This is a genomic window from Treponema brennaborense DSM 12168 (assembly GCF_000212415.1).
Classification (GTDB): domain Bacteria; phylum Spirochaetota; class Spirochaetia; order Treponematales; family Treponemataceae; genus Treponema_F; species Treponema_F brennaborense.
In genome coordinates, this window is record NC_015500.1 from 1,768,544 (window position 1) to 1,792,084 (window position 23,541).

The 23,541-nt window shown below is 53.3% G+C and carries 21 protein-coding genes; 11 read left to right on the forward strand and 10 right to left on the reverse strand.

Features of this window, described 5'->3' with window-relative positions:
- Positions 1-13: 13 nt before the first annotated feature.
- Both TREBR_RS07720 and asnA read right to left on the reverse strand, forming a co-directional pair.
- Positions 14-1,057 carry a hypothetical protein gene (locus TREBR_RS07720; protein WP_041610377.1) on the reverse strand — a complete coding sequence of 348 codons (1,044 nt, stop codon included), beginning with the start codon at positions 1,055-1,057 and terminating at the stop codon, positions 14-16.
- 7 nt (positions 1,058-1,064) lie between these two features.
- Positions 1,065-2,102 (reverse strand): aspartate--ammonia ligase, encoded by a 1,038-nt coding sequence (gene asnA / locus TREBR_RS07725; protein WP_013758628.1) that lies wholly within the window; start codon positions 2,100-2,102, stop codon positions 1,065-1,067.
- Positions 2,103-2,309: 207 nt separating this feature from the next.
- Here asnA and TREBR_RS07730 point away from each other — a divergent pair, with 207 nt between their 5' ends.
- The 6 genes from TREBR_RS07730 to TREBR_RS07750 all read left to right on the forward strand — a co-directional run bounded on the left by TREBR_RS07730 (position 2,310) and on the right by TREBR_RS07750 (position 10,391).
- Positions 2,310-4,442 carry an ATP-dependent helicase gene (locus TREBR_RS07730; RefSeq protein ID WP_013758629.1) on the forward strand — a complete coding sequence of 711 codons (2,133 nt, stop codon included), beginning with the start codon at positions 2,310-2,312 and terminating at the stop codon, positions 4,440-4,442.
- 175 nt (positions 4,443-4,617) lie between these two features.
- Positions 4,618-4,755 (forward strand): hypothetical protein, encoded by a 138-nt coding sequence (locus TREBR_RS14300; RefSeq protein ID WP_013758630.1) that lies wholly within the window; start codon positions 4,618-4,620, stop codon positions 4,753-4,755.
- A 96-nt stretch (positions 4,756-4,851) separates the two neighbouring features.
- On the forward strand, positions 4,852-5,637 hold the full coding sequence (locus TREBR_RS07735; protein ID WP_013758631.1) for a cysteine hydrolase family protein: 786 nt from the start codon (positions 4,852-4,854) through the stop codon (positions 5,635-5,637).
- Between the two features lie 15 nt (positions 5,638-5,652).
- Positions 5,653-6,945, forward strand: coding sequence for a class I SAM-dependent RNA methyltransferase (locus TREBR_RS07740; protein ID WP_013758632.1), 1,293 nt, complete (start codon positions 5,653-5,655; stop codon positions 6,943-6,945).
- Positions 6,942-8,720, forward strand: a complete 1,779-nt coding sequence (locus tag TREBR_RS07745; protein WP_013758633.1) for an outer membrane protein assembly factor BamB family protein — start codon at positions 6,942-6,944, stop codon at positions 8,718-8,720. The genes TREBR_RS07740 and TREBR_RS07745 overlap by 4 nt, the downstream gene beginning before the upstream one ends.
- Before the next feature lie 78 nt (positions 8,721-8,798).
- Positions 8,799-10,391: a P83/100 family protein gene (locus TREBR_RS07750; protein ID WP_013758634.1), complete on the forward strand. Its 1,593-nt coding sequence runs from the start codon at positions 8,799-8,801 to the stop codon at positions 10,389-10,391.
- Positions 10,392-10,448: 57 nt separating this feature from the next.
- Here the strand turns inward: TREBR_RS07750 and TREBR_RS07755 are convergent, their stop codons facing one another.
- From TREBR_RS07755 to TREBR_RS07780, 6 genes are all read right to left on the reverse strand, one after another.
- Positions 10,449-10,919: a VOC family protein gene (locus TREBR_RS07755; protein WP_013758635.1), complete on the reverse strand. Its 471-nt coding sequence runs from the start codon at positions 10,917-10,919 to the stop codon at positions 10,449-10,451.
- A gap of 12 nt (positions 10,920-10,931) precedes the next feature.
- Complete coding sequence (locus TREBR_RS07760; RefSeq protein WP_215904819.1) at positions 10,932-11,621, reverse strand: helix-turn-helix transcriptional regulator; 690 nt, start codon at positions 11,619-11,621, stop codon at positions 10,932-10,934.
- Positions 11,622-11,762: 141 nt separating this feature from the next.
- On the reverse strand, positions 11,763-14,057 hold the full coding sequence (locus TREBR_RS07765) for a TIGR03545 family protein (protein ID WP_013758637.1): 2,295 nt from the start codon (positions 14,055-14,057) through the stop codon (positions 11,763-11,765).
- 21 nt (positions 14,058-14,078) lie between these two features.
- Entirely contained in the window at positions 14,079-14,606 is a 528-nt protein-coding gene (locus tag TREBR_RS07770) for a TIGR03546 family protein (RefSeq protein WP_013758638.1), read from the reverse strand.
- Positions 14,607-14,657: 51 nt separating this feature from the next.
- Positions 14,658-16,124, reverse strand: a complete 1,467-nt coding sequence (glgA, locus tag TREBR_RS07775; protein ID WP_013758639.1) for a glycogen synthase GlgA — start codon at positions 16,122-16,124, stop codon at positions 14,658-14,660.
- 84 nt (positions 16,125-16,208) lie between these two features.
- Entirely contained in the window at positions 16,209-17,441 is a 1,233-nt protein-coding gene (locus tag TREBR_RS07780) for a pyridoxal phosphate-dependent aminotransferase (protein ID WP_013758640.1), read from the reverse strand.
- Between the two features lie 287 nt (positions 17,442-17,728).
- On the opposite strand from TREBR_RS07780, the gene TREBR_RS07785 reads away from it, so the two are divergent.
- From TREBR_RS07785 to TREBR_RS07805, 5 genes are all read left to right on the forward strand, one after another.
- Entirely contained in the window at positions 17,729-18,454 is a 726-nt protein-coding gene (locus tag TREBR_RS07785) for a DUF6675 family protein (protein ID WP_013758641.1), read from the forward strand.
- A 10-nt stretch (positions 18,455-18,464) separates the two neighbouring features.
- Entirely contained in the window at positions 18,465-19,568 is a 1,104-nt protein-coding gene (locus tag TREBR_RS07790; RefSeq protein ID WP_013758642.1) for a mannose-1-phosphate guanylyltransferase, read from the forward strand.
- A gap of 4 nt (positions 19,569-19,572) precedes the next feature.
- Positions 19,573-20,811 carry an N-acetylneuraminate synthase family protein gene (locus TREBR_RS07795; RefSeq protein ID WP_013758643.1) on the forward strand — a complete coding sequence of 413 codons (1,239 nt, stop codon included), beginning with the start codon at positions 19,573-19,575 and terminating at the stop codon, positions 20,809-20,811.
- A gap of 106 nt (positions 20,812-20,917) precedes the next feature.
- A complete protein-coding gene (smpB, locus tag TREBR_RS07800; RefSeq protein WP_013758644.1) occupies positions 20,918-21,382 on the forward strand; it encodes an SsrA-binding protein SmpB in 465 nt (154 codons plus the stop codon).
- 2 nt (positions 21,383-21,384) lie between these two features.
- Positions 21,385-22,248 (forward strand): TP0183 family DNA metabolism protein, encoded by an 864-nt coding sequence (locus TREBR_RS07805; RefSeq protein ID WP_013758645.1) that lies wholly within the window; start codon positions 21,385-21,387, stop codon positions 22,246-22,248.
- Positions 22,249-22,258: 10 nt separating this feature from the next.
- Here the strand turns inward: TREBR_RS07805 and TREBR_RS07810 are convergent, their stop codons facing one another.
- Complete coding sequence (locus tag TREBR_RS07810) at positions 22,259-22,840, reverse strand: L-threonylcarbamoyladenylate synthase (RefSeq protein ID WP_013758646.1); 582 nt, start codon at positions 22,838-22,840, stop codon at positions 22,259-22,261.
- Positions 22,837-23,361 carry an FtsB family cell division protein gene (locus tag TREBR_RS07815; RefSeq protein WP_013758647.1) on the reverse strand — a complete coding sequence of 175 codons (525 nt, stop codon included), beginning with the start codon at positions 23,359-23,361 and terminating at the stop codon, positions 22,837-22,839. The genes TREBR_RS07810 and TREBR_RS07815 overlap by 4 nt, the downstream gene beginning before the upstream one ends.
- Between the last annotated feature and the right edge of the window lie 180 nt (positions 23,362-23,541).

The window sequence follows — 23,541 nt, forward strand, 5'->3', positions numbered from 1 at the left end:
TTTTTATCCGCAATTATATGATTTTGCAGTCGGGATACGGCTCGCCGTCGGGCGCATACGCCGTATAAATTTTGACACGGCAGGATTCCATGCATACGTTCTCCGAAAACGATACGATATCCGACGCGTACGGAGACCCCAGATCGTCGGGATGAAACGAAAGTTCCAATTCACATTCCTCGCGTTCCCCGGCAAGGCGAGAAAACGCGCCGTTCAAGCGCACCACATCGTTTACGACCGGCAGCAAATGTGCAACCCGTTTTTCTTCATATTTAAAGTGCAAAAAATGCAGCTGCATCCGCTCGATCTCCGCATGTCCCGCCGCGCCCGGATCGAATCCCGTTTCCCGATCACAATTGTTGCAGCGAAGCCATTCGGCAAAATCGGCGAAAAAACGCGCCGGCGTTATACGAAGGGGTTTCAGGACGCTCAAAAACCACGGAACGGCGCGTCCCGCCGAATAAAACACGGTGCAGGCGAACGCGGCGGCGGCGGCCGATACGATATCCTGCGCCGCGTAATACTGCGTTGCCCCCGGTAATCCGCGGGCTTCAAGCTGGGGAAAATCTAAATGATTCGGATACAGGGAAACGGCAAAATCGAGCCGTTCACGGAACAGTTTGACCGTATCCGCGTTTCCGCACGCAATATCCGTTTCAAAACCGAACACCAAACCGGAAGCGTTCAATATGTCGGCCTTTCGGGCGAGGCGTTTTTTATCCTGCGCCGTTAAAAACGGAATTCCGATTTGCAGAGAACAATAAAGCCGTGCGAACGCGGCGCATACGTCCCGATCTACGACAAAATCGTCGAGATACACCGTATAAAATACGTCGGGCGCGTGGCGGTACGCAGCTTCCAAAAATCGAAGCAGCCGTTCTTTTGAAGAAGTTACGCCGGGATCGTGGACGGTCAGTTTCGTAACGCCTTTACCCGCAAGCAGCGGCAATTCGGCCTCCAAACCGGAAGCGGAAAAACGATATTCTTTTTCGGACGGCGCTGATTCATCCGCTGATGCCGGATGAAAAGCGGAAGCCGTGTGCGGATTGTGCGGCATCGGCGGCTTATAACAGCTGAATGCCGGCTTTACGGCACGCGTCGCTCATGGCGGCGGGCCACACGCTTACCTGCGTTTCACCGATGTGCGCCTTGCGCAGAAAGTACATGCACAGACGTGATTGGCCGATACCGCCGCCCATCGTTTGTGTCAGAGAACCGTTCAGCAGCCTCGAATGGAAATACAGTTTTTCCCGTTCGGAACAGCCGCGCTCGGCAAGCTGAATCCGAAGCGATTCGGGAGAAACGCGGATTCCCATTGAAGACAATTCAAACGCGCATTTCAGCACCGGATTCCACACGAGCAGATCGCCGTTCAAACCGCGATGCCCGTCGCCGGATTCGGTAATCCAGTCGTCGTAATCGGGCGCCCGACCGTCGTGCGGTTCACCGTCCGCAAGTTTTCCGCCGATACCGATGATAAAAACGGCGCCGTATTTTTCGGCGGCAACGTTTTCGCGCTCTTTCGGCGCCAATTTCGGATAGGCTTTCTGGAGATCTTCGGCATAAACGAACGTTATATCGTCCGGCAAAACCGGTTCAATACATTCATACCGGTCGTAAATGAAAAATTCAGTCCGTTTGAGACAGCGGAAAATGCGCTTTACCGTTTCACGCAGATAATACACGGTGCGATCACTTTCGGCAATCGCCAGTTCCCAGTCCCACTGATCCACGTATAACGAATGGATATTGTCCAGTTCTTCATCCGCACGAAGCGCGTTCATATCGGTATAGATGCCGAATCCCGGATTCAAATGCAGATCGGAAACTTTAACGCGCTTCCACTTTGCCAGCGAATGAACGATTTCCATCTGAGCTTCATCCATATCCTTTACCGGAAAGGTCACGGGACGTTCAACGCCGTTCAGATCATCGTTCAGCCCGGTACCGCGGGGAACGAATAAAGGAGCGGTAACGCGGGTCAGATTCAATTCGGTTGAAAGCGTGAGCTGAAAAAAATCTTTAATCAGCACGATTGCGTGTTCCGTTTCTTTTACGGAAAGAAGCGGCCGGTAGTTTTCGGGGATTACGAGCTGGGACATACATTTCCTCAAATACGATTAAAATCTTCGGGGTATCATATCACCATCTGCAGTATTTGTAAAGCTGCAGAAACAGTCTGATCGGGAAGCGGCATTTTTCCGCAGCGTGCGAGTGCGGCCTTTTATGCAATTAGCCGAATGATTCGCGTGCGTTCAGCGGCGCAGTTCCGCTTGCAACTGCCGCCCGTTTTTCATACAATAGGCGGTATGTCTGTAAATCTCCGAGACGAACTGAATCAGGAACAATACGAAGCGGTCACTACGACCGAAGGCGCGCTGCTCATAATAGCCGGCGCCGGCAGCGGTAAAACGCGCGTCATCACGTTCCGCATCGCCCACATGCTCGACAAGGGCATACCGCAAAGCCAGATTCTGGCACTGACCTTTACGAATAAAGCCGCCCGCGAAATGGAAGAACGGGTTAAAGAGCATACCGGTAAAAAACTGCAAAACCTGACGGTATCCACGTTTCACGCGTTCGGCGTCAAAATATTGCGGCAGGATATAGAGCAGCTCGGCTGGCGTCCCAATTTTTCCATTTACGATGAAACCGATCGCAATCAGCTTATAAAGGAAACGGGACGCGAACTCGGATTTACCGCCGACGCGCTCGACGTGTATAAAGTCGGCAGTCTGTTTTCAAATATCAAAATCGGCCGATGGAGCTGGGACAGTTCCGACAGCAAAACGCGCGGAAACGACCAATACCGCACATTGTACGAAGAATACCAATCAGGGCTCAAATTATACAACGCCGTCGATTTCGACGATTTGATCACACTGCCGATCAAACTGTTCAAAGAACATCCCGACGTACTCGCCAAATACCGCGAGCGCTACAAATACATCATGGTGGACGAATTTCAGGATACGTCGATCCAGCAGTACGAGTTCATGCATCTGCTCGCGGATAAAAACGTCGCCGTCGTCGGCGACGACGATCAGTCCATTTATTCATGGCGCGGCGCAAATTACGAAAACATCAGGATGTTCGAGCGTGATTTTCCCGACGTCAAGGAAATCCGGCTCGAACAGAATTACCGATCCACAGAAACCATTCTCGCCGCCGCGAACGGCGTCATTTCGCACAACACGAACCGCAAAGACAAATCGCTGTGGTCGGGAAACGGTTCGGGCAAGCCCATCGAAATCTATCTGCCCGAAAACGAAGCGGCCGAAGCCGATTTTATCGCCGAAAGCATTCAGGGAATATGCATGGCCGAAAAACGCAAATACGACGACTTCGGCGTACTGATGCGGGCAAACACGCAAAGCCGCGCGCTTGAAGAAGCGTTTCTTGAAGCGAACATCCCGTATACGATGAGCGGCGGTACGAGTTTTTTCCAGCGCAAGGAAATAAAAGACGTCATAAGCTACCTGCGCGTCTGCGCGAATCACGACGACGACATAAATCTGCTGCGCATTATCAACACGCCGCGGCGCGGTATCGGACGTAAAACGATCGAAGACATAAACGCCGTCGCCAACGAGCGCAAATGTTCTTTGTGGGACGCCATAAACGCAATTCTCGGAACGAAAGCCGCGCGCGTACCGGAATCGTACGGCGACGATGAAGACGGCGAATCGGAAAACTTCGGCACCGGTTCACCCGAATCGGGACTTTTCGGCGATATGGACGGTGCGAATGCGGGAATCGGCGGCGTTGTCAGTGAAAAAACCCGCGAAGACCTCGCTTCGTTCGTGCAGCTTATCACGACGCAGCGCGCATTGCTGCTCGGCGGTAAAGGGCTCGCAAAAAAAGCGCGCGCACTGGTCGACGAAATCGGCTATTGGGATTATCTTATCGGCGAATACCAGAAAAACGAAAAGGCGGCGCGCTTCAAATTCCTGAACATCGAAAGCCTCATCCAATCGATGGAAGCCTGGGAAAACAATCCGGACAACTTCGACCCGTCGCTGTTCAATTATCTGAACAGGATCACGCTGCTGTCGCGCGACGATATGGAAGACGATTCCCTGAAAGGAAAAGTAAATCTCATGACTATCCACGCGTCTAAAGGGCTTGAATTTCCGGTCGTGTTCATCGCCGGAGCCGAGGACGGTATCATTCCCCACGCGCGCAGCATCGAAGACGGCGAAGAAAACGTTGAAGAAGAGCGCCGCCTTTTTTACGTCGCAATCACGCGCGCGCGCGATAAACTGTTCATTTCAAGCTGCCGCAAACGGCGCAAAATGCAGTCCGTCGTCGAATGCACGCCGTCGCGGTTTCTGGACGAAATTCCCGAACACCTCGTCGAATATCACGAACCGACGGCGGCGGTCGATACTTCGACGGCAAAAGACATTCTTGAAGCGATGAAACTTAAATTCACCAAATAGCATACCGGTTTTCAGCGAATCGCGCGTTTCTCCGCAGTCTGCACCGCACGGATTATACGTTTTAATCATTTTTTCACACATTTTTAACGGAAAACTTATATTGTTAAAATATGATTAATAACGTTAGCCGGACGAAATCGTTGCGAACTGTCTGTGCCTATTCAGGAGGAACCGTATGGAAATTATAACGAACGTGCTTATTTTGCTGAAAATTTTGGGCCTTGCAATCGTCGGAAGCCTCGGCTTGTGTTTAGCAGTATCGATGCTCGCCGGCTTGCTCGAAAAAATCGAAGGCGTACCGTCCGATAACTGAAAAAAATTTCGGCAGCGCTTCAATTTACCGCGATTGGTAATCGCGATTTAAATTATATTTGACAGAGCCGCCGTTTTTAATTATCATATAACGATTATGAGTGTATCATTATTACTAATCGACCCGCAAAATGATTTTTGCTCGCCCGACGGTACGTTATATGTTCCGGGTGCCGAGTTCGACTGTAAACGGATCGCGTCTTTTATCGACGCGAATTCCGACGCTATCGATTCCATCCACATATCGCTTGATACGCATCCGTTTTATCACATTGCGCATCCCGTTTTCTGGAAAGATAAAAACGGAAACCAGCCGGCGCCGTATACGATGATTTCGCATACGAATTTTGCCGCCGGCGAATACCGCCCTATGGACGAATCGCTTGAAAAACGCGCGGAAGAATATCTGCTGAATTTGGAATCACGCGGAAGATACACGCTTACCGTTTGGCCGCCCCACTGTCTGATAGCAACGCCGGGAGCATGCGTGAACAAGGATTTGTGGAACGCGGCGCATCGTTGGGAACTGGCGCATCCGGGCAAATCGATCGATTACGTACAGAAAGCGGTGAATCCGCTCACGGAGCATTACAGCATCGTGCAGGCTGAAGTTCCCGATCCTGAAGACGAATCGACGCGCACCAATTTCGCACTCATCGACAAAATAAAAAACACCCGCATCATCGTTGCCGGTGAAGCGTTATCCCACTGCGTGTCGAATACGATCCGCGACTTGTGCGTATATCTTCCGGCAGCGCAGATCACGCTGCTGAGCGACTGCGTTTCAAACGTTACCGGATTTGAATATATCAGCCAGGAATTTCTGGAAGAATACGGTGCGAAAGGAATGCAGACTGCGCAATCCGTGCAGCTCGCTTTATAAACATCGGCGCAGCGCATGACACGGATCGTAACTATAGAAAAACTGATTACCGGCGGCGACGGCCTTGCAAAAATCGACGGCAAATCGGTGTTCGTTCCGGGAGTGATTCCCGGAGAAACCGCTGAAATCGAAATAACGGGCGTGCATAAAGATTACGACACGGCGCGGCTCGTGCGCGTCGCGGAACCCTCCCCGTTCAGAATCGAAAATTCGTGTCCGTATTACGGCCGCTGCGGCGGTTGCAACATGCGCCATATCGCACCTGCATATCAGCAGGAACTCAGGACGCGCATACTCGGCGATCTGTTCAAACGCGAAAATATTGAAATTCCTTCCTTAGAAATCATTTCAGGCAGTACCGATTCGTACCGCTGCCGTTTTCAGCTTCACGACGGAGGTTTGAAAAGCAGATCCGGCAGCGAAATCGTTCCGATAGCGGACTGTCCGGTTGCAACGGAAGAAATACGTTCCTGGATGAGGCAGACGCCGTGCGAACACAGACCGCGCGGACGGGTGCATCTGTTCGGCGACCGGCGCGTCGAAACGGAGGCCGGCGTTCAGCAGCGTTTTCCGAACGTACTGCTCGCACGGGAAACCGCGCAGCCCGAAACGAAACGGATAATCGGCAAAACCGGGCGGCCGGTAAAAGATACGGTGAAAAAAAGGTTTTCCGGTACCGTGTATGCACCGGAAAACGTGTGTACGGTCGCTTTGCAGCCGCACGAAACGGCTGATCGATCGGAAAATCAGGAAAAAACACGTGAAGCAAAACGGATTTCGTTCGACGTACGCGGATTTTTCCAATCAAATCTGGAAGTGCTTGAAAAAACCGTTTTTGAAATATGCCGCTTTGCCGGTACGGGACGAATGCTCGACCTGTACAGCGGCGCGGGAACGTTTTCAGTGTTTCTTGCGGAAACGGCATCCGCCGTTACGCTCGTAGAACACAACCGGGACGCGCTCGCGTTCGCCGAACGGAACCTGACCGGCGTACCGCACACTTCTTACGGAATCAGCGGAAGCAAATGGATCACCGCGTACGCGGAACCGGATATCCGGGCAAACGGACCGTACGACTGCGCCGTCGTAGATCCGCCGCGCAGCGGGATGGAAAAAGATGTCCGGAACTTTTTAGGCCGCTCAGCCGTACCGCGCGTCTGCTCCGTTTCCTGCGATCCCGCCACGCAGGCGCGCGATTGCAGCGCGCTCATACGGGCCGGATATGAATTGAAAAAACTGTATCTGCTCGATTTTTATCCGCAGACGAGTCATATTGAAAGTCTGGCGCTCTTAGAAAAAAACGTATGAAGCCGAACGTCCCGCAGCTGGCGGCGCTCGTACTGCTGCTGACCGGCGCCGTTTATGCAGCGCAGCAGCAGCCGGCGGCAGTTCCCGGCTGGCAGCTCGTAAGCGGCGGAAGCGCCGTCGCGCAGCCGGTAAAAACGGATTACGGATTCGCCGTACTGCTCGAAGGCAGGGCGATCGCGGCGGCCACCGCCGACGGTACGCTGCTTTGGGAAAAAAGCCTGCCCGGCAAACCGGAACCTTTTTTGGGTGTCGGCAGCGGTAATTTTTTATACGCGGTTACCGACCGCCGGTTCCTTTCCGCATATAATCCGAGCGGGCTGCGATTGTGGACGGTTCAGCTGCCGTCGGACATCGTTTCGGCACCGCTGCAAGGGCGGGACGGGCGGATATTCGTGCAGTGCGCCGACGGCGTCGGCTGTTACGGCGTTACCGGCGTTCAAAAATGGTTCGTTCAGGCCGGAGAACCGGCGGAATTTCCGCTGTACGAGCTTGAGGACGGCAGCCTGCTGCACATCCAACGTAAAACGGTCAGCGGAGGCAGTACGGCGCTCAGACTGTCGCCGTTCGGCGCCGTGATTGAAGAGATAACGTTTACCGGGCGCATCCGAAGCGCGGCCTGCTCACCGTACGGCGTCATCCTCGTATTCGACGACGGCAGCACCGGCTGCTGTTCGTCACCGGACAACGCGGCCGAAACCCGCTGGATGCTGCAGCCGGACGCCGTCGTGCCGGACGGCAGCGCGGTGCTCCTCGTCGATGAAAAGAACGGTACGGGCTGCTATATCTCGGCCGCAGGTTCGGCGGCTGCAGGTTCGCCAGCGATAGGCTCGGCAAACTGCGCGTTCGTCGATTTACGTACCGGAACAATCAAAAACCGTATTATAGGGATTCCCGTCAACGCAAACCGCCTCACCTGCGCGCAGTTTTCGGATAAGACGCTCGTACTGTGCGACACGGACACAGCGGCGGCATACGAGGAAACGGGACGGAACCTCTGGCAGACGCAGATTCCCTCCCGCAGCCCCTGGGCGTATCTGCTGTATCTCGACAACGGCTATTTAACCGTATTTGAAAAAAATACCTGGATAACGTCCGCGTACCGGATGGTGCAGACTGTGGGAGCACCGAGCGCCGCTACCGGAAAAAAAACGCCGGCAACTCCGGCGTATCCGATATATACGGAAACGGTGCCGACCGCGGCGTACGGCAAACGCATCGATGAGAATACGTATCGAACCATGCGTGCCTCGCTGCAGACGGGAAATTACGGTACTGCCGAAGCGCAGTGGATACCGCTCGTCGCCGCCGAAATTCACCAGCTCCGAAGCCGATTCACGAAGCGGAACGGGAACTCGCGTCAGGACGTAACGATATTCGACACCGACGCGGTTTACGCGGAAAACGTCGTCACCCTTGCCGGAACGTTCGGTACGCGGACGTTTACGGCGGACATCGCCGCTCTCCTGACGACCGAAACCGACGGCAGCATGATTTCGGCCGTCCTGCACGCTGCCGCACAGACCGCCTACGATCCGGACGGCGCAATGCTGAACGCGATTCTGCAGCTGATTCACAAAAAAACGACCGTTACAAATCGTCGCGTCGCAAAAGACGCGTGCGACGCCGTGTACGAAATCTGCCGATTTATGGGCAAGCCGGCGCTTTTTTCAAAAGGTATCGATATTTTGCGGTATTTTTTCTATCCGCAGTTCGATCGGGAAATAAAAGAATACGCCTCCGAAACGATGCAGAAAATAATATCGCTGCAAATGTAGCACAGGCAGTATTTTCATGATATAATTACAACGTTTGGCGGTATTCACACGCCGTATCACAAGGAGATTGAAGGAACCATGTCGAAAAGACTTTTTTCTGCAGTATTCGCTGCACTACTGGTATGCGCGCTGCCCTTTTCCGCCGCAGCGCTTGAAGTCGATCAGCAGGAACTGGAAAGTGTTTCAGCGGCCGATACGATCGTGTTCGTCAACTACACGGGACCGCACGCAGTCATCGATTCGGTGGATCAGATAAAAGGAATCGGTTCTTCTCTTGGAAACGTAATCGCCTCCGATCCGGCAGCAGCTGAAGCGGGGCTTTCATCACGCTATTACGTAATCCACGCAGTCGATCCGAACATTGCCGCGGGACTCGACGCCGATATCCTGATTTTGGGGGAAAACGCGACGGTCGACCATATCCGCAACCTGCGCCGGATCATCGCGGCGTACTTGTCGTCTGCGTACGGTTATACGGAAAAAGACGCCGAAACGCTCGCCGTGTTCATCACCGTATACAACGCCGTATATCGCGGCGACACGGCTTCCTTCAGCGCAAAATACAAACCGGCCGTTACGAAACATCTGAGTGCGGAGAAAGCCGGTCTCGCGCTCAATTATCAGGATTGGCCCGGAAAATCGCAGATAGTAATCCCGTTGGCAAATCCGGCGGGAGGGCTCGGTACGGTCGACACGACGATCATTTCCGACAAACAGGTCGTCCAATCGATGCGCGAAGAAGAAGACAAAGGTGTGGACGTCCGTAAGGATATGGTAGATATCAAAGAGCGCGAAGCCGACGCGGCGGCGGAACAGGCTGCCGACGCGCAAAAACAGGCTGCGCAGGCTGCCGTAAAACAGAAAGAAGAAGAACAGAAACAGACGCAGGCGGTGAAAGAAGCCGAAACGGCGCAAAAACAGGCCGAAACGGCGCAAAAGGAAGCTGCCGCAAACCCCGACGACGCACAGGCGCAGCAGCGGGCTGCGGAAACCGCTGCGGAAGCGGAAACGAAACGGCAGGCTGCCGAAGCGCAAACCGCGAAGGCTGAAGAACAGAAACAGATAGCGGAAGAAAAACGCACGACGGCTGCCGAACAGCAAGCCGCCGCCGATAAAAAACGCGAAGAAGCGCGCACTGACCGAACGGAAATCGCAAAAGACCAGCAGCAGCTGATTGCCGAAACGGCGGAGCCGCCGGTCAACGCAGCCTACGGACTGAAAATGCTCGACGACACGTTTTCCGTCATGGTCAAACTGAACGCCGCCACCGGACAGGTCATCCGGCAGTCGCCCGTAACGGTCGTCCGCGGCAGGACGCTGCTGCCCGCCGGCGAAAACTATATGGCGGTCGCCGGACAGACCGGCGGCAACGCGGCAGTCAAACTCGTACTCCTCGACACGGTGAATATGGAAATCGTTGCGGAAAGCAAAGAACAAGCGGCGGAAAAATCGGTTCTCATTCGGGACGGAAACGACTTTTACGCCGTCGTGCAGGATCAGACCGGCTGGATCGTCGGCAAATACGACGCGGCGCTGTCGCTGACGTTAAAATCGAAGATTACCGTACATCCTGCGACGCCTATCGTCGTAACGGACGCCGGTATCTGCGTAACCGACACCGCCGGCAATGCGAAGCTGCTCAAAAAAACAGATCTGACGGAAGTCAAATAGAAAACGGTATTAAAAAAGCAAACGGCGGCTTTGAATCAACGATCAAAGCCGCCTGCGTTATGAGCCGGAGTGCGGCGCGAACTGTTTTACGATTTCAAGCGGAAACATCGTGCGTTCGGCAACCGATTCCGCCGGCATTCCCTGACTGAAAAAACGTGTGATAACCGTATGCATAGTTTCGGCAATTTCCGAGATATGCCCGTCGGGGTCGTATATGCGAAGGCCGCGCTGCCCCCACGGATACTCCCTGATTTCATGCACCCACTGCAGACCGGATACCGCTTTCAGCTCGGCATGAATTTTGTCCAAATCTTCCGTTTCAAAATAGATTTGAAAATTATGCGGACGCGCTTTTACAATGACAGCCGACGTACCGATAAGTTCGGCATATCCTTGCTGCAGAGAAAAACCCTCAAATGTTACATGAACTCCGATATCCATGACGACTTTCTGATGAAGTACGCTTTCATAAAAATGCTTTGATGCGGCTATATCGCTGATCGCTAAAAGACACCCTTGATATTTCACGTTTCATTCCTCCTATGAGGATACTGTATCGTATAGCTCCGCTCCGTCATAGTAAAAATCGGACATCGTTTTTACATATGTTTGAGGACTGACGCCGCTGATAGCCTTGAAATCCTTATCGAAGTGGGCTTGATCGAAATAGCCGGCATTCTGTGACAACTGCGCAAAGAAACAAGGTGATTTTTGAATCTGCTGCAGTACATAATTAAAACGGGTTAAGCGTGCGTAATTTTTGACAGTTGTTCCGATCTGCGAAAGAAACAGGCGGTTCAGATGTCGTTCGCTACAATTTGATTGCCGGGCAATTTCAGTCACACGTACGCACCCGTGACTGCCGGAAATAACGTTTGAAGCCAGCAGCAAAGAGTCCGAAACGATACGTTTTTCCGCGCGTCCGTACAATATTTTCTCACAGGCATTCACTAACTCGGTTACGGTTTTTGATGTCATAAAAGCCTGATACAGAGAATTGCAAAGCCCGCTGTCGATATCCCTAAGGCAAAGACGTTTACCGGCAAACTCAGACTGATTTTGGCGTGTTATCTGATACAGACCGAAAGGCGAAAGCTGGATAAGCAGCAGAATACGGTAAGCGTTCGGTTCCGCACCTAACAGAACGGGAGACAAAGACGCACCCCAGAGTTCGGGGATTACGGCACTACCGTCGAACGCAAGCGACAGCGTTCCGCATGCGTTCGGCATGAGCGTGTATTGAGGCGCGAACGTATCCTCTGCCGGAAATATGACATTGTAATATGAAATACAATTTCTCAATCCTGCGCGAGAGGGCATTATATTGAACAGGCTGTCATGACTGATAATCAAAACGTTACGCTTTGGCCGTTATCGCTGTTTGTTGAACAGATTTTTCAACGAATCCGCCGCCGCCTCGGCTGCCGAAGCCGCGGCGTCTTTTACGGCATCCTGCGCCGCCTGTTTTAATTTGTCCTCGCCTTCTTTCTTTTTCCGTTCCAATTCGGTTTTAAAATCGTCGAGTTTACCGGCCTGAGTTTCTATCCGGTTTTTCAGCTCGGTAAAAGAAGAAAACTGACCGGTAACACCGGAAAGCGCGGATTCAAGAGATTCTTTTACCTGAGCGGCAGCGGATTCTTTGAGCGCTCCCAATTCGTCGTTCATCAGCTTCTGCAATATCGCGGCACAGCGCCGGTCTATATCCGATGTTACGCCCAATGACAAACCGGCGGCGTCGGAATAGGACGCGCGAACGCCCGCTTCTATCGATGAAAACTGGGCAAGCGCTTTCGCATACAAATTCGAAGCGAACGCCGGCTCGAACGCAGCCGCCGTAATCGAAACGGGATCGAGCAAAACGCCGCCGGTCAGCGCGAAACCGCCGTTTTCGGCACAGGCGAGCTCAGCGGAAAAAGAACCCGTTCCCGCAACGGTCGGAACGCCGGGAACAGCTTCCGCGTCGGGAACGGAAACCGTTACCGGATATCCGGAACCGGTGTACGAAAGAGACAGCAGCGACCCGGTTCGTTCCGTACGAACGTCGAACGTTCCGTCCAGCGCGTCTTTCATCGCTCCGTGCACCGCCGACACCTTAAAAGTAACCGGTTTCCCCCATTTATCCATATCGCTGCACACGTCCGACACCGAAATATCGAGCGAAAAGCGCTCGCCGGAACCGGAACCGTGTATCTTCTTTATCAAAAAATCGGGCGTCGTATCCTTGCGGAAATCGACAGTCCGCCCTGAGTATCGGGCAACCGCAGAATTCGACTTTTTGACTTTTTTTGCCGAATCGTCTTTCAGATACCCCGCGTATTCTTTCGCGTATGAAAGAACCTGCTGCACGACCGGATAATAGTTTCCCACTAAGTCGGCACACACGGAGTTGAAAGTTTCCGTTAAAAAGTTCTGTCCGTCTTTGACGGTAAACGACGTGATTTTATTTATTTCTTTATTTACGAACGAATAATCGGCCTGTACGGCTTTTTCAAGCTGAGCCGAATATTTTTTCACTTTTTCCGAATCGCGTTTGAGCATGTCGAGCGTCCGCTCAGTTTCTTTTTGCAGAGCCGTAACGCTGTTCACGGCGGCGGATATCCGCTCGATTGCCGTTTTGATTTTTTGGGGATCGGACTGGATGCTCTGCCAATCGAATTCAAGCACCGTCCGGCCGTCGGCAATAACTTCGTTCACCGAATCGGCCAGAATGTCCGGCGTTTCCGTCCAGGCAGGAACGATCTGTTCCATTTCGGCGGAAACGGTTCGGGCGAGTTCCGGAGATTTGAGCTGCGCGTAATAATTTTCAAGCAGCGATTCCGGATCGTATTGTGCGAATATATGCGCGATACTGTTTTCGGCAACGGCTTTTTTCTGCGCCGCGAACGTTTCCAGTTCCAGCTGAAACTGGCTTTTCGGTTTTTCGGGCGCGCTTTCTTTCCGCTTGGCGGGTTTCACCGGCAGCGTTCCGTCCGTTTTTCTCGGCGTACCGAGTCTGATGCCTGCAAGTTCCAAAACGTCGGCGGCGAACCGCTTTTTCAGCAACTGCACCAAATCGAAATCGAGCGTCAGCGCGTCGACTTCAAACAGATTCGTCATCGGCTCGTTTTTGTCGGCGACGGCGAGAGCTCGTACGGAAAACCGTGAATCGAGAATTCCCAAATGGACGGAACCGATATCGCATTTCGCCTGAAACACCGATTCAAGGCCGGCCCGGATGCCTTTTTTGATCATCGCATCTTTAAAAAGGAAAACGGTCAGAACCAGCGCGGCGATCACGCCGACGAAAGCCGCAAGCGGCACCCATTTGATCCGCGACTTCTGCTTTTTGATCTGCTTCGCAAGCAGTTTCAAACGGACGCAGTCTTTTTTGGAAAAAGTACGGTCGCACGGAATCTGAAAAAACGTTTTTTTCCCCGCGGAAACCGGCTCGAACAGCGATTCCACGAATTCACGGTCTTTGGCAATGAACAGCCGCTTCCGGATTTTTTTTGAAAAGGAACGCTCCGTATATTTTTTTCTGAACAATCCCGGTAATTTTTTTACCGGAACCGTTTTTTTATCCGCCGCAGAGCGGGATTCTTTACGGACGGCCGGTACGGCCGCTTCAGGCTGCCCGACGGATTTTTTTTTGCTCCGGCCGGGAGTCTTATCCGATTTTTTTTCCATACCCTGTATCCCCCGAATTCCCTATTTACCCGATTCCGCGATTCCGGCGGAAACGGAAACGATTTTCCGCACCAACGGAAGTTTTTTGAACGCCACCCAGGCTTTTGACGAAACGATCTTCGGCGCGACGCACGTCCGCCATACCCGCACGATCAGCCGGGTCAGTGCGTACACCGGAACGTACAGCAGCAGTCCCGCCGCAAGACTGCCCATCACGACCGTATTGTTGAATTTGGTGAATGCGACGAACGGAATATCGAGCAGCGTCCGAAATGCGGGAATCAGCGGCTGCCACGACAGAATCCGGTATCCCACGGAATCCAGCAGCATATCGGCGGACGGAACGCACAGCGAAACGCCGAGAATGACCAGAAAATAAGCGCTTTTATTGATCCGCACGAACAGGAAAAAAACGAACAGCAAATACCACAGCGCGTTGTTTTTCGGCATAAGACCGAGCAGAACCCCGATCGCCGCCGCGTGGGCAATTTCTCCCGGATGCGAATTGCTGTTCAAAGATGAAAAGAATTTAACGATAAATTTCAACATAGCCGTATTCCTTAAAAATGAAGCTGCGGAACGTCCGCCGCTTCATATGATTTAACGTCCGGCAAGCGCGCGTTTATATACGTCCAGATATTTTTCCGCCGCAACGTCCCAGCCGAACTGCTGTTTCATGCCGCGCAGCCGCATCTGTTTGATGTGCTCTTTTTTATTGTACCACGCGTACATCGCCCAGCCGACCGTATCGAAGACGCTCTGCGGCGTCAGTTCGTCGAACATAAAACCGGTGCCGTCTCCGGTCTGCTCGTTATAATTCTGCACCGTGTCGGCCAGCCCGCCCGTCCGATGGACGATCGGCAGCGTTCCGTACAGCAGCGAATACATCTGATTGAGGCCGCACGGTTCGTAACGCGACGGCATCAAAAAGAAATCGCTTCCGGCTTCAATCTGGTGGCTCAGCGATTCGTCGTATCCGACGTACGCTTTCAGATTGGGCAGCTTCGATTCGAGCGAACGCAATTCGTCTTCGCACCAGCGCTCGCCCGCTCCCAAAACGACCACTTGCAGTTTCATTTCCGAACAGATGCGGTACATGCTGCCGTACGTCGGCGCGAACAGTTCGGCGACACCTTTCTGATCAGCAAGCCGCGTTATGATCCCGATGAGCGGCACTTCGGGATCGACGGGCAACCCCATGCGCTGCTGCAAAGCGGCTTTATTCACGTCCTTTTTGGTGATCGTTTTCGCCGTATACTTCGCCGCGATCAGCGGATCTTTCGCAGGATTCCAAACGTCGGTGTCCACGCCGTTCAGTATGCCCACCAAATCCGCGCTCCGGTACCGCAGCAGCGAATCCATTCGGAAACCGGCGGCAGGCGACTGGATCTCGTGCGCGTACGTCGGCGATACGGTGGTCAGCATGTCGGCGGAAGTCAGACCCGCTTTCAAAAAATTCATCCGGTCCCAGTCTTCAAATCCCGCGGCGTAAAAACAGTTCCAGTCGAGTCCGGTTGCCGGATAGTTGTGTTTACCGTACACACCCTGATATCCCAAATTGTGAATCGTAAACACGCTGCCGGTCTTTTCAAAACCGTCGTGCCGTTCCGCGAATTTCAGCAGAACGGGAGCCAGCGCCGCGGACCAGTCGTGTGCGTGAACGACGTCCGGATACCAGTCCAGTTTACGGCACAGCTGAAACGCACCGTGGCACAAAATGGAAAAACGGTACGGATTGTCGTGAAAATCGGATTCCGACGGCGTACCGTATACGCCGTCGCGTCCGAAACTCTGCTCGTGATCGATAAAATAAACCGGAAGATTTTCCGTTCCCGGCATAACGGCCGAATACACGGCGGTCCAAGCTTCCGTATAACCGGCGGAAACGCCCATCGGTCCGGGCAGCTGCGTCAATTTGGAACGGTCGATTTTATAATACCGGGGCATGACGATTCTGACGTCGTGTCCCAGTTTGTGCAGAACGATCGCGAGAGCGGACACCGCGTCGGCAAGGCCGCCGGTTTTTGCGAAAGGAACAGCTTCAGCCGAAACCATCAGAATTTTCATACGAAATCTCCCTGTCAAACTAAAATACTTCTGCGCTGCGTTCACGACAGGAATACAGCGCACACCGTATACGGCCGGCGGCGGCTAACGCTGCCACTCGGCGACGGCCTGCACCAGAGCGGCCCGTGAATTGCGGATGGTGGTTTCCGACGTGCAGTACGCCATGCGGAACCAACCCGGACAGCCGAACCCGGAACCCGGCGCACACAACACGCGGAAATTCTTCAAATGACCGCAGAATTCCCCGTCGTCGCCCCGCCAGGTTTCGCAAGCGGCCTGCGCCATTTGGGCCTTTTTCGGCGGCACTTTGCAGAACAGGTAAAACGCGCCTTCCGGTTCGGCAAAATCGATTCCCGCAGCCTTCAGCACGGCCATCAGCTGATCGCGCCGCAAAGCGTAAGACGAATAATCGGCGGGAGCGTTCCAGGAACGCTGCACCACGCGCTGAAAAAAAGCCGGCGCGTTGACGAAACCGAGCGTCCGCGTTGCAAAAACGCACGCGGCAACGAATTCCCGCGCGTCGGGACACGCCGGATTCACCGCGATGTAGCCGACGCGCTCGCCCGGCAAACTCAAATTTTTCGCAAAAGAAGAAAGCACGACGGCTGCATCGTACGCGGGAAAAACGGGGGCGACAGTCCTGTTTCCGTATACGATCGCCCGATACGGTTCGTCGCACAAAAGATACGGTGTGCGGCCGCACGAACGGGCGTGTGCGTTCAGTACGGCGGAAAGCGCCGCTATATCGGCCGCGCTGTAAATCTTTCCGGAAGGATTATTCGGCGAATTGATCAACACCGCTGCCGTTTTTCCGTTCAGCGCGGCGGCGATCGCGCCGGTATCGAGTGAAAAATCGGGTTTCGTCGGCACGGGAACGAGCGTTCCGCCGTGGTTGCGCACGTAATGTCCGTATTCGGCAAAATACGGCGCGGGAACGATGACTTCGTCTCCGGGCGACAGGATCGCCTTCATAACGCAGTTGAGCGCACCGGCGGCTCCTACGGACATGAGCGTACATTCGGCCGGAACCGTCACACCCTGTTCGCCGGATACTTTTTCCGCCATCGCGGCGCGCGTTTCGGGATAGCCCGCGTTCGGCATGTATCCGTGGCGGCCTTTGCATAAATCGGCTGCAACTTCGCGGATTGCCTCGATAACCTGCTCCGGTGGTTCCAAATCGGGATTTCCGATACTGAAATCATACACGTTGTCATCGCCGTACTGCTTTTTAAGCACCGCCCCTTCTTCAAACATTTTTCTTATTACGGACGCACCTTTACTGTTCATTATTTCTTTTATATACGGAGCTATCGGCATATGTAAACCTCACTTTATCGGTATCAGTATAGCACAAAATCCGAAAAAAGAAAGACGTTGCGCCCATAAAATACGGAAACCCGGACGTAAAACGGCGCGCGAAACACACCGCTTGAAAGGAGACATCGATTGTGTTATATTCTATTAAATAAAGCGAAAACGAAGTAACGATTCAACTGTAACTAACCGGCAACGGAAATATTCTATAAGTACGTTATTACGGCAAAAAACGGTGAGGCAGCCGGTGGAAATCGAACGCCCGGAGATTGACTTTTTATGGAGGATTTATGAAAAAACATACGGCGGCCGCGGCTGCAGTACTGTTCTGTCTCTTTCCGGCGGCGCTGAGCGCACAGCTGTTTAACGGAAATATGAGCCAAGCCGAACTGCAGCGTATCGCCAACGGTGAAATCGTCATCAGAAATATCGGCAAGGCAAAAAACATCGGTCTGAATCCGGTAAACGACACCGCGAAACGCGCGATCGATACGATAAAAGAGCTTGATCCGTCTTATCTTGCCGAAGTCATCCAGATCCGTCCGTACCACGGCAACGAATCGATCTTCGACACGCTGAAGCCGCTGCTGACCGACGTGGAATCATACGTGGGAATTCCCTACTATTCCGAACGGCATCAAAGATATTACGATCTGTATTCGTCCGCAGTCGTCAAATCCGTAAGCGAAACGGAGAACAGAACTGCGATGAACGCCGCGCTTGAAATGGACCCGTTCGGAATCATCGACACGGCGATTACGATAGACACGGCGCCGGAATCCTTATATTACGTTACGACGAATCTGAACAAGCTGAAAGCGTTCGATAAATACACGTGTGCGAAAGAGGAAAAAATGAAATCCGTTATCGCCGTATTCCGGTTTGACGATTTTATCGTATTATACGGAATCGGCGGCGTGGACGCACCGAATATCTTTTTCCTGAAAGACCGGATAGACACGTCGTTTATAAACAGAATAAAAACGTTCTGCAATTATATTTTTTCCAACTTATAAAGGAATGCATATGTTTACTGATGCGGTGATTCTTGCAGGCGGATTCGGTGAACGGCTGTGGCCGGCTTCCCAGCCGCATTGCCCGAAACAGTTTCTTTCGCTCGACGGAGGAATTTCGTTTTTACAGACTTCGCTATTGCGGGCGATAGCTTTACAGATTCCGGGAAAAATCATTCTCATTACCCGCAGGGATCTGCTTGAGCTCGCGGCGAATCACTGCCGGAACCTTGCCGAACACGCCGACGACGCGGTTCGCGAAAAAATCAAACGGGACGTGCTCGTCGTCGCGGAACCGAGTCCGAAACACACGGCCGCGCCGGTTATGCTCGCGTGCCGGCTGCTTGAAAAAATCGCGCCGGAAACGGATCATTCGATCATCGTTTTAACCAGCGATCACGTCATAAGTCCGATCGACGCGTTCGTCGCCGATTCGCAGAAAGCGTACGACATCGCACGTAAAGGAAACTTCGTCTGTTACGCCATCCGTCCGACGGAACCCGCAACCGGATTCGGTTATATAAAATCGGGCGAACCGCTCGCCGGCGACGGTTCTACATTTAAAATAGCCGCGTTCAAGGAAAAACCAGACGCACAGACGGCACAGCGATACCTCGACAGCGGCGAATATTGGTGGAACAGCGGAATGTTCGCGTTCACGTCCGCCTTTTTCAAAGCGGAAGCGAAACGTTTCGTGCCGGAAATGTACGAAGCGTTCAAGGCGCTGAAACACAGTCCGCTTCCGGTAACCGGATATTTCAACGGTATACCGTACGTCGAACGCTGGGACGGTATGAACGAAGCGTATGAACGGACGCCGGCAATATCGCTCGACACGGCCATTGCCGAACGGACGGATCGCGCCTGCGCGGTAAAAGCGTCCTTTTCATGGGACGACGTAGGCAGCTGGGATGCGTTTGAAAAATTTTTTACGGAAAGCCCGTCCAAAACGGCCGTGATAAGCAGCAAAAACTGTTTCGTCTATTCGGATATTCCCGTAGCGCTCTGCGGAGTCGACGATCTGATCATCGTCATCAAAAACGGAAACGCACTGGTCATGAAAAAAGGCTCCAGCGCGCTTGTCCGGGAAGCCGCGCAGAAAATAACGGCGGAATAACGGTATGCAAAACGCCGGCCGTAACGTGCACATCGTAGCTGAAGTCGGAACCGCCCACGAAGGCTCTTTGGACAAAGCCGCACAACTGATCCGCGCGGCAGCCGACGCCGGCGCCGATTTTATCAAATTCCAATGGGTGTATGCGGACGAGATTCTGCATCCCGACACGGGATACGTCGCGCTGCCCGGCGGGAACGTACGGCTGTACGACCGGTTCAAAGCGCTTGAAATGCCGGTTCCGTTTTTTGAAAAATTGCGCGACATGACCCGCGACGCCGGATGCGGTTTTATCTGCTCGCCGTTCGGGTTAAAAAGCCTTTCACAGCTGCTTGAATTACAACCGGACGCGGTTAAAATCGCGTCGCCGGAATTGAATCACTTTCCGTTGCTGAAAGCGCTTTCCGCGTACCGCGCGGAACGGATACGATCCGGCGAAGAACCGGTGCCGGTCGTATTGTCATCCGGCGTGGCGCGACTCGGCGATATGGAAAACGCGCTCGCGTGCTTTCCCGAATTTACACGAACCGATTCCGCACGAACCGAATCCGTACCAAACTCCGGTGCGTTGAATCTGCCCGAACGAACCGAAAAACGCAGCGAGTGCCGGAAACTGCCGCCGCTCACCCTGCTTCACTGCGTTACCAGCTATCCGGCTCCGGAAACGGAATATAACGTGCGACTCGTAAAAAATCTTTCCGCCGTATTCGGCATACCCGTTGGAATCAGCGATCACAGTCTCGACCCGATTCTGATACCGGCGCTCGCCGCCGCCTGCGGCGCGGTCATGATCGAAAAACACATAACGCTGAGCAGAACGGCGGCCGGGCTCGACGATCCGGTTGCGCTTGAGCCCGAACAGTTCCGCGCAATGACCGAATTCATCCGTAAAATGGAACGGACGAATACCGGCGAAGGAATCGACGGTGAAAAGTTCGTGCGAGAACTTGAAAAAAAGTACGGCAGCGGTATCGTCCGGCAGGCACTCGGAACCGGCATAAAACGGCTCGCCCCGGCGGAAACGGCGAATTACGGCCGAACGAACCGCTCCATACACCTGCTGCACGACATGAAAGCGGGATCGGTTCTGACGCCGGACAGCATCGCAGTTCTCCGCACCGAAAAGATATTGACGCCCGGACTGCCGCCTGAATTTCTTGCGGAAGTGACGGGCGCCGTTCTGGTAAAAGACGCGGTTAAAGGAGAAGGAATAACGTGGCGGCATATCGTTACGAAAAGGAACTGAACGCCGAAAACACGGCGAAATCAAAGCGAAACCGCAGCGAAATCGACCTTCGGCAGCAGCGCCGCTCTCTTGAGTGATTTGCGAAGATACCGTATACTGTAAACCTATGAGTGAAGGACGAAAACTTATCGCGCAGAACAGAAAAGCGCGGTTCAACTATTCAATAGAAGACTCGATCGAATGCGGCATCGTTCTGGAAGGAACCGAAGTAAAATCCGTAAAAGCCGGGAACATTTCGTTTCCGGACGCGTTCGCGGAAATCCAAAACGGCGAAGTGTGGGTCAAAGGTCTGCACATAGCGGAGTACGCCTTTTCTTCCGTATTCAACCACGATCCGGATCGCCCCAAAAAACTGCTGCTTCATAAAGACGAAATAAAACGGCTCATCCGTAAAATCGATGAAAAAGGGTTTACCCTGATACCGCTCGACTTTTATCTGAAAGACGGGCGGGTAAAAGTCAATCTGGGCGTCTGCCGCGGAAAAAAACAGTTCGACAAGCGGGCCGACATCCGCGACCGGGATGTAAAACGCGACATGCAGCGTGAGTTCAGGAAAGGACTGCACGGATAACCATGAAAAAATACGTTCTGGCGGCAGCAGTATACGTTCTCGTTTCCGTTTCGGCCGGTGCGGCGCAAAGCGGAATAGCGGGACTGCCGTCGGAAGTCGATTTTTACGCGATAGTCGCGGACGTTGCGGACGGCGGCAAGATCGCCATGACGCAGGATCTGTTTTATACGCAGCTGATGTCTTTTAACGGCATAACCGTAACCGATAAACGCAAAACACGGTATCAGGACGCGGCGGACGAGCTTCGCCCCGACGCGCTCGCGTTCCACGCTGAAATCAAGGAATCGGAAGCCGAATGGGAATGCACGCTGTATATGGACTTTCCGGCCGAGGGAAAAACCGTATCGGTATCGAATACGTACGACTCGTATTACAAAATTCTAACCGAAGCGAAAACGACGCTGCAGACGCTTTTTTCCGATTTAGCCGCAGCGGTAACCGATACCTCGGCCGCCGCAACCGATACGAGCTCCGCACGGCGAGACGCGATCGTTCCCACACTGGAAGGCATTTCGGGAACCTGGAGCGGTGAAGAAAACATCAATAAAATCGTCATTTTGCGCGGCGGCCGCGGATTCGTCATTTTCAGAAACGGCGCGTCGATGAACATTTCCGTTGAAATAAAAAACGGGCAGGTAATTTGTACGCAAACGGGAAAATCGAACGCGTCGTTTTTTCCCGATATGCCCAGAGAAATCGCGCTCGTTGCCGCTTTGAACGCGGAACCGATAGCATGGACACTCTCGCTCACGGAAAACGGCACGCTTTCAGGTATCAAAAAAACGCTGCGCACGCGTTACGACGGCGGAGAAGCCGCCGGAACGGAAACGGCGGAAATCGGCGTTACCTGGCACAAGCAACAGTAAAAAACATCTTTTACGGAAGCGGAACCGCAACGCTGCCCTGTCTGAGCACAGTGTAAGTGCCGCCGCTGATATTCACGAGCGTGGAAGGCAGCGCGTCCTGCGGCAGAGAATCCTGCGCGTCGACTATCAGCGCAACTTCACGGCCGAATTCCGCGTCCATTTCCGCAACGGAACGGAGCAGCGGCTGCCCCGACCGGTTTACGCTGGTGGAATAGACGGGCGCGCCGCAGCCGGCAATGACCTGCCTGAGCCACTCGTCTCCGGGGCAGCGGAACGCCGCCGTTTCTCCCGGAAACGACGCGCACGAAGCGTTCAGCGTTACGATGAGCGTGAGCGCGCCGGGCCACAACGCATACAGCGAGTCGGGAATCGAGTCGTCCGTGTACGCGAACACCGCTTCGGGAGAAGAAATCAGCCGGATGAACGGTTTCGTTTCGCTTCGGCCCTTGATGGCACGGATTTCGGCGTCGGCGACGGGAACGATCCCCGAAAAGCCGTACACCGTATCAGTCGGAATTATGACAACATGCCCGCCGCGTAACGCGCGGACGACGGCGTCGGCCGATTCGGCCTCTTTTTTCAAAATGATCATATCGTTTCCACCGGAATGCCGGCAATAGATTCATACCTCGGCGCTTTTACGCCCGCGGTAAAGATTTCTTTTTCACATGTTTCACGATGCCGGGGAGTTTTGGCCAGATGTTTCAGCAGTAATAAAACGAACGTCAGCGTTCCCACCAAAAGCCCGAACAGTTTGCACACCCATTCGGGAATGAAAGAAACTGGAGAACTTTTTAGAAGCACGCCGGCATTATACAACGGCGTATATTGGGGAGCCAAACCGGAAATTTTCACCAGTTTTTCACCCTCCGAAACGTATCCCAATTTCCGCGCGTACGCGGCGATCACGTCCGGATCCTGTTTTAACGCCATGTATTCGAGCAGCAATTCTTCATTTATTTTTGCGATTTCCGCAACGCGCACGCTGATATCCTGTTTCTGCAATTCAAGCTGATGCATCGCCCACAACCCGTCCTGTCCGCCGAAAAACGAAGCGAGTACATATACGAGCGTACCGGCGCAAATCGAAATTAACACTTTTAAACGTAACATAGTATTATCATCGGCAGATTTCCATTTTTCTGCACATCGGATCGTTGTGCGCACGTAAAATTTGCAAAATTGCCGGTAATCATGTAATATGAAAAAGAACCGTTCGATAAAAACGTATCGACGGAACGTTAAGCGCGGCGGCCGATTTTTATCGGAAAAACGAGAGAAAAATATGCGCTT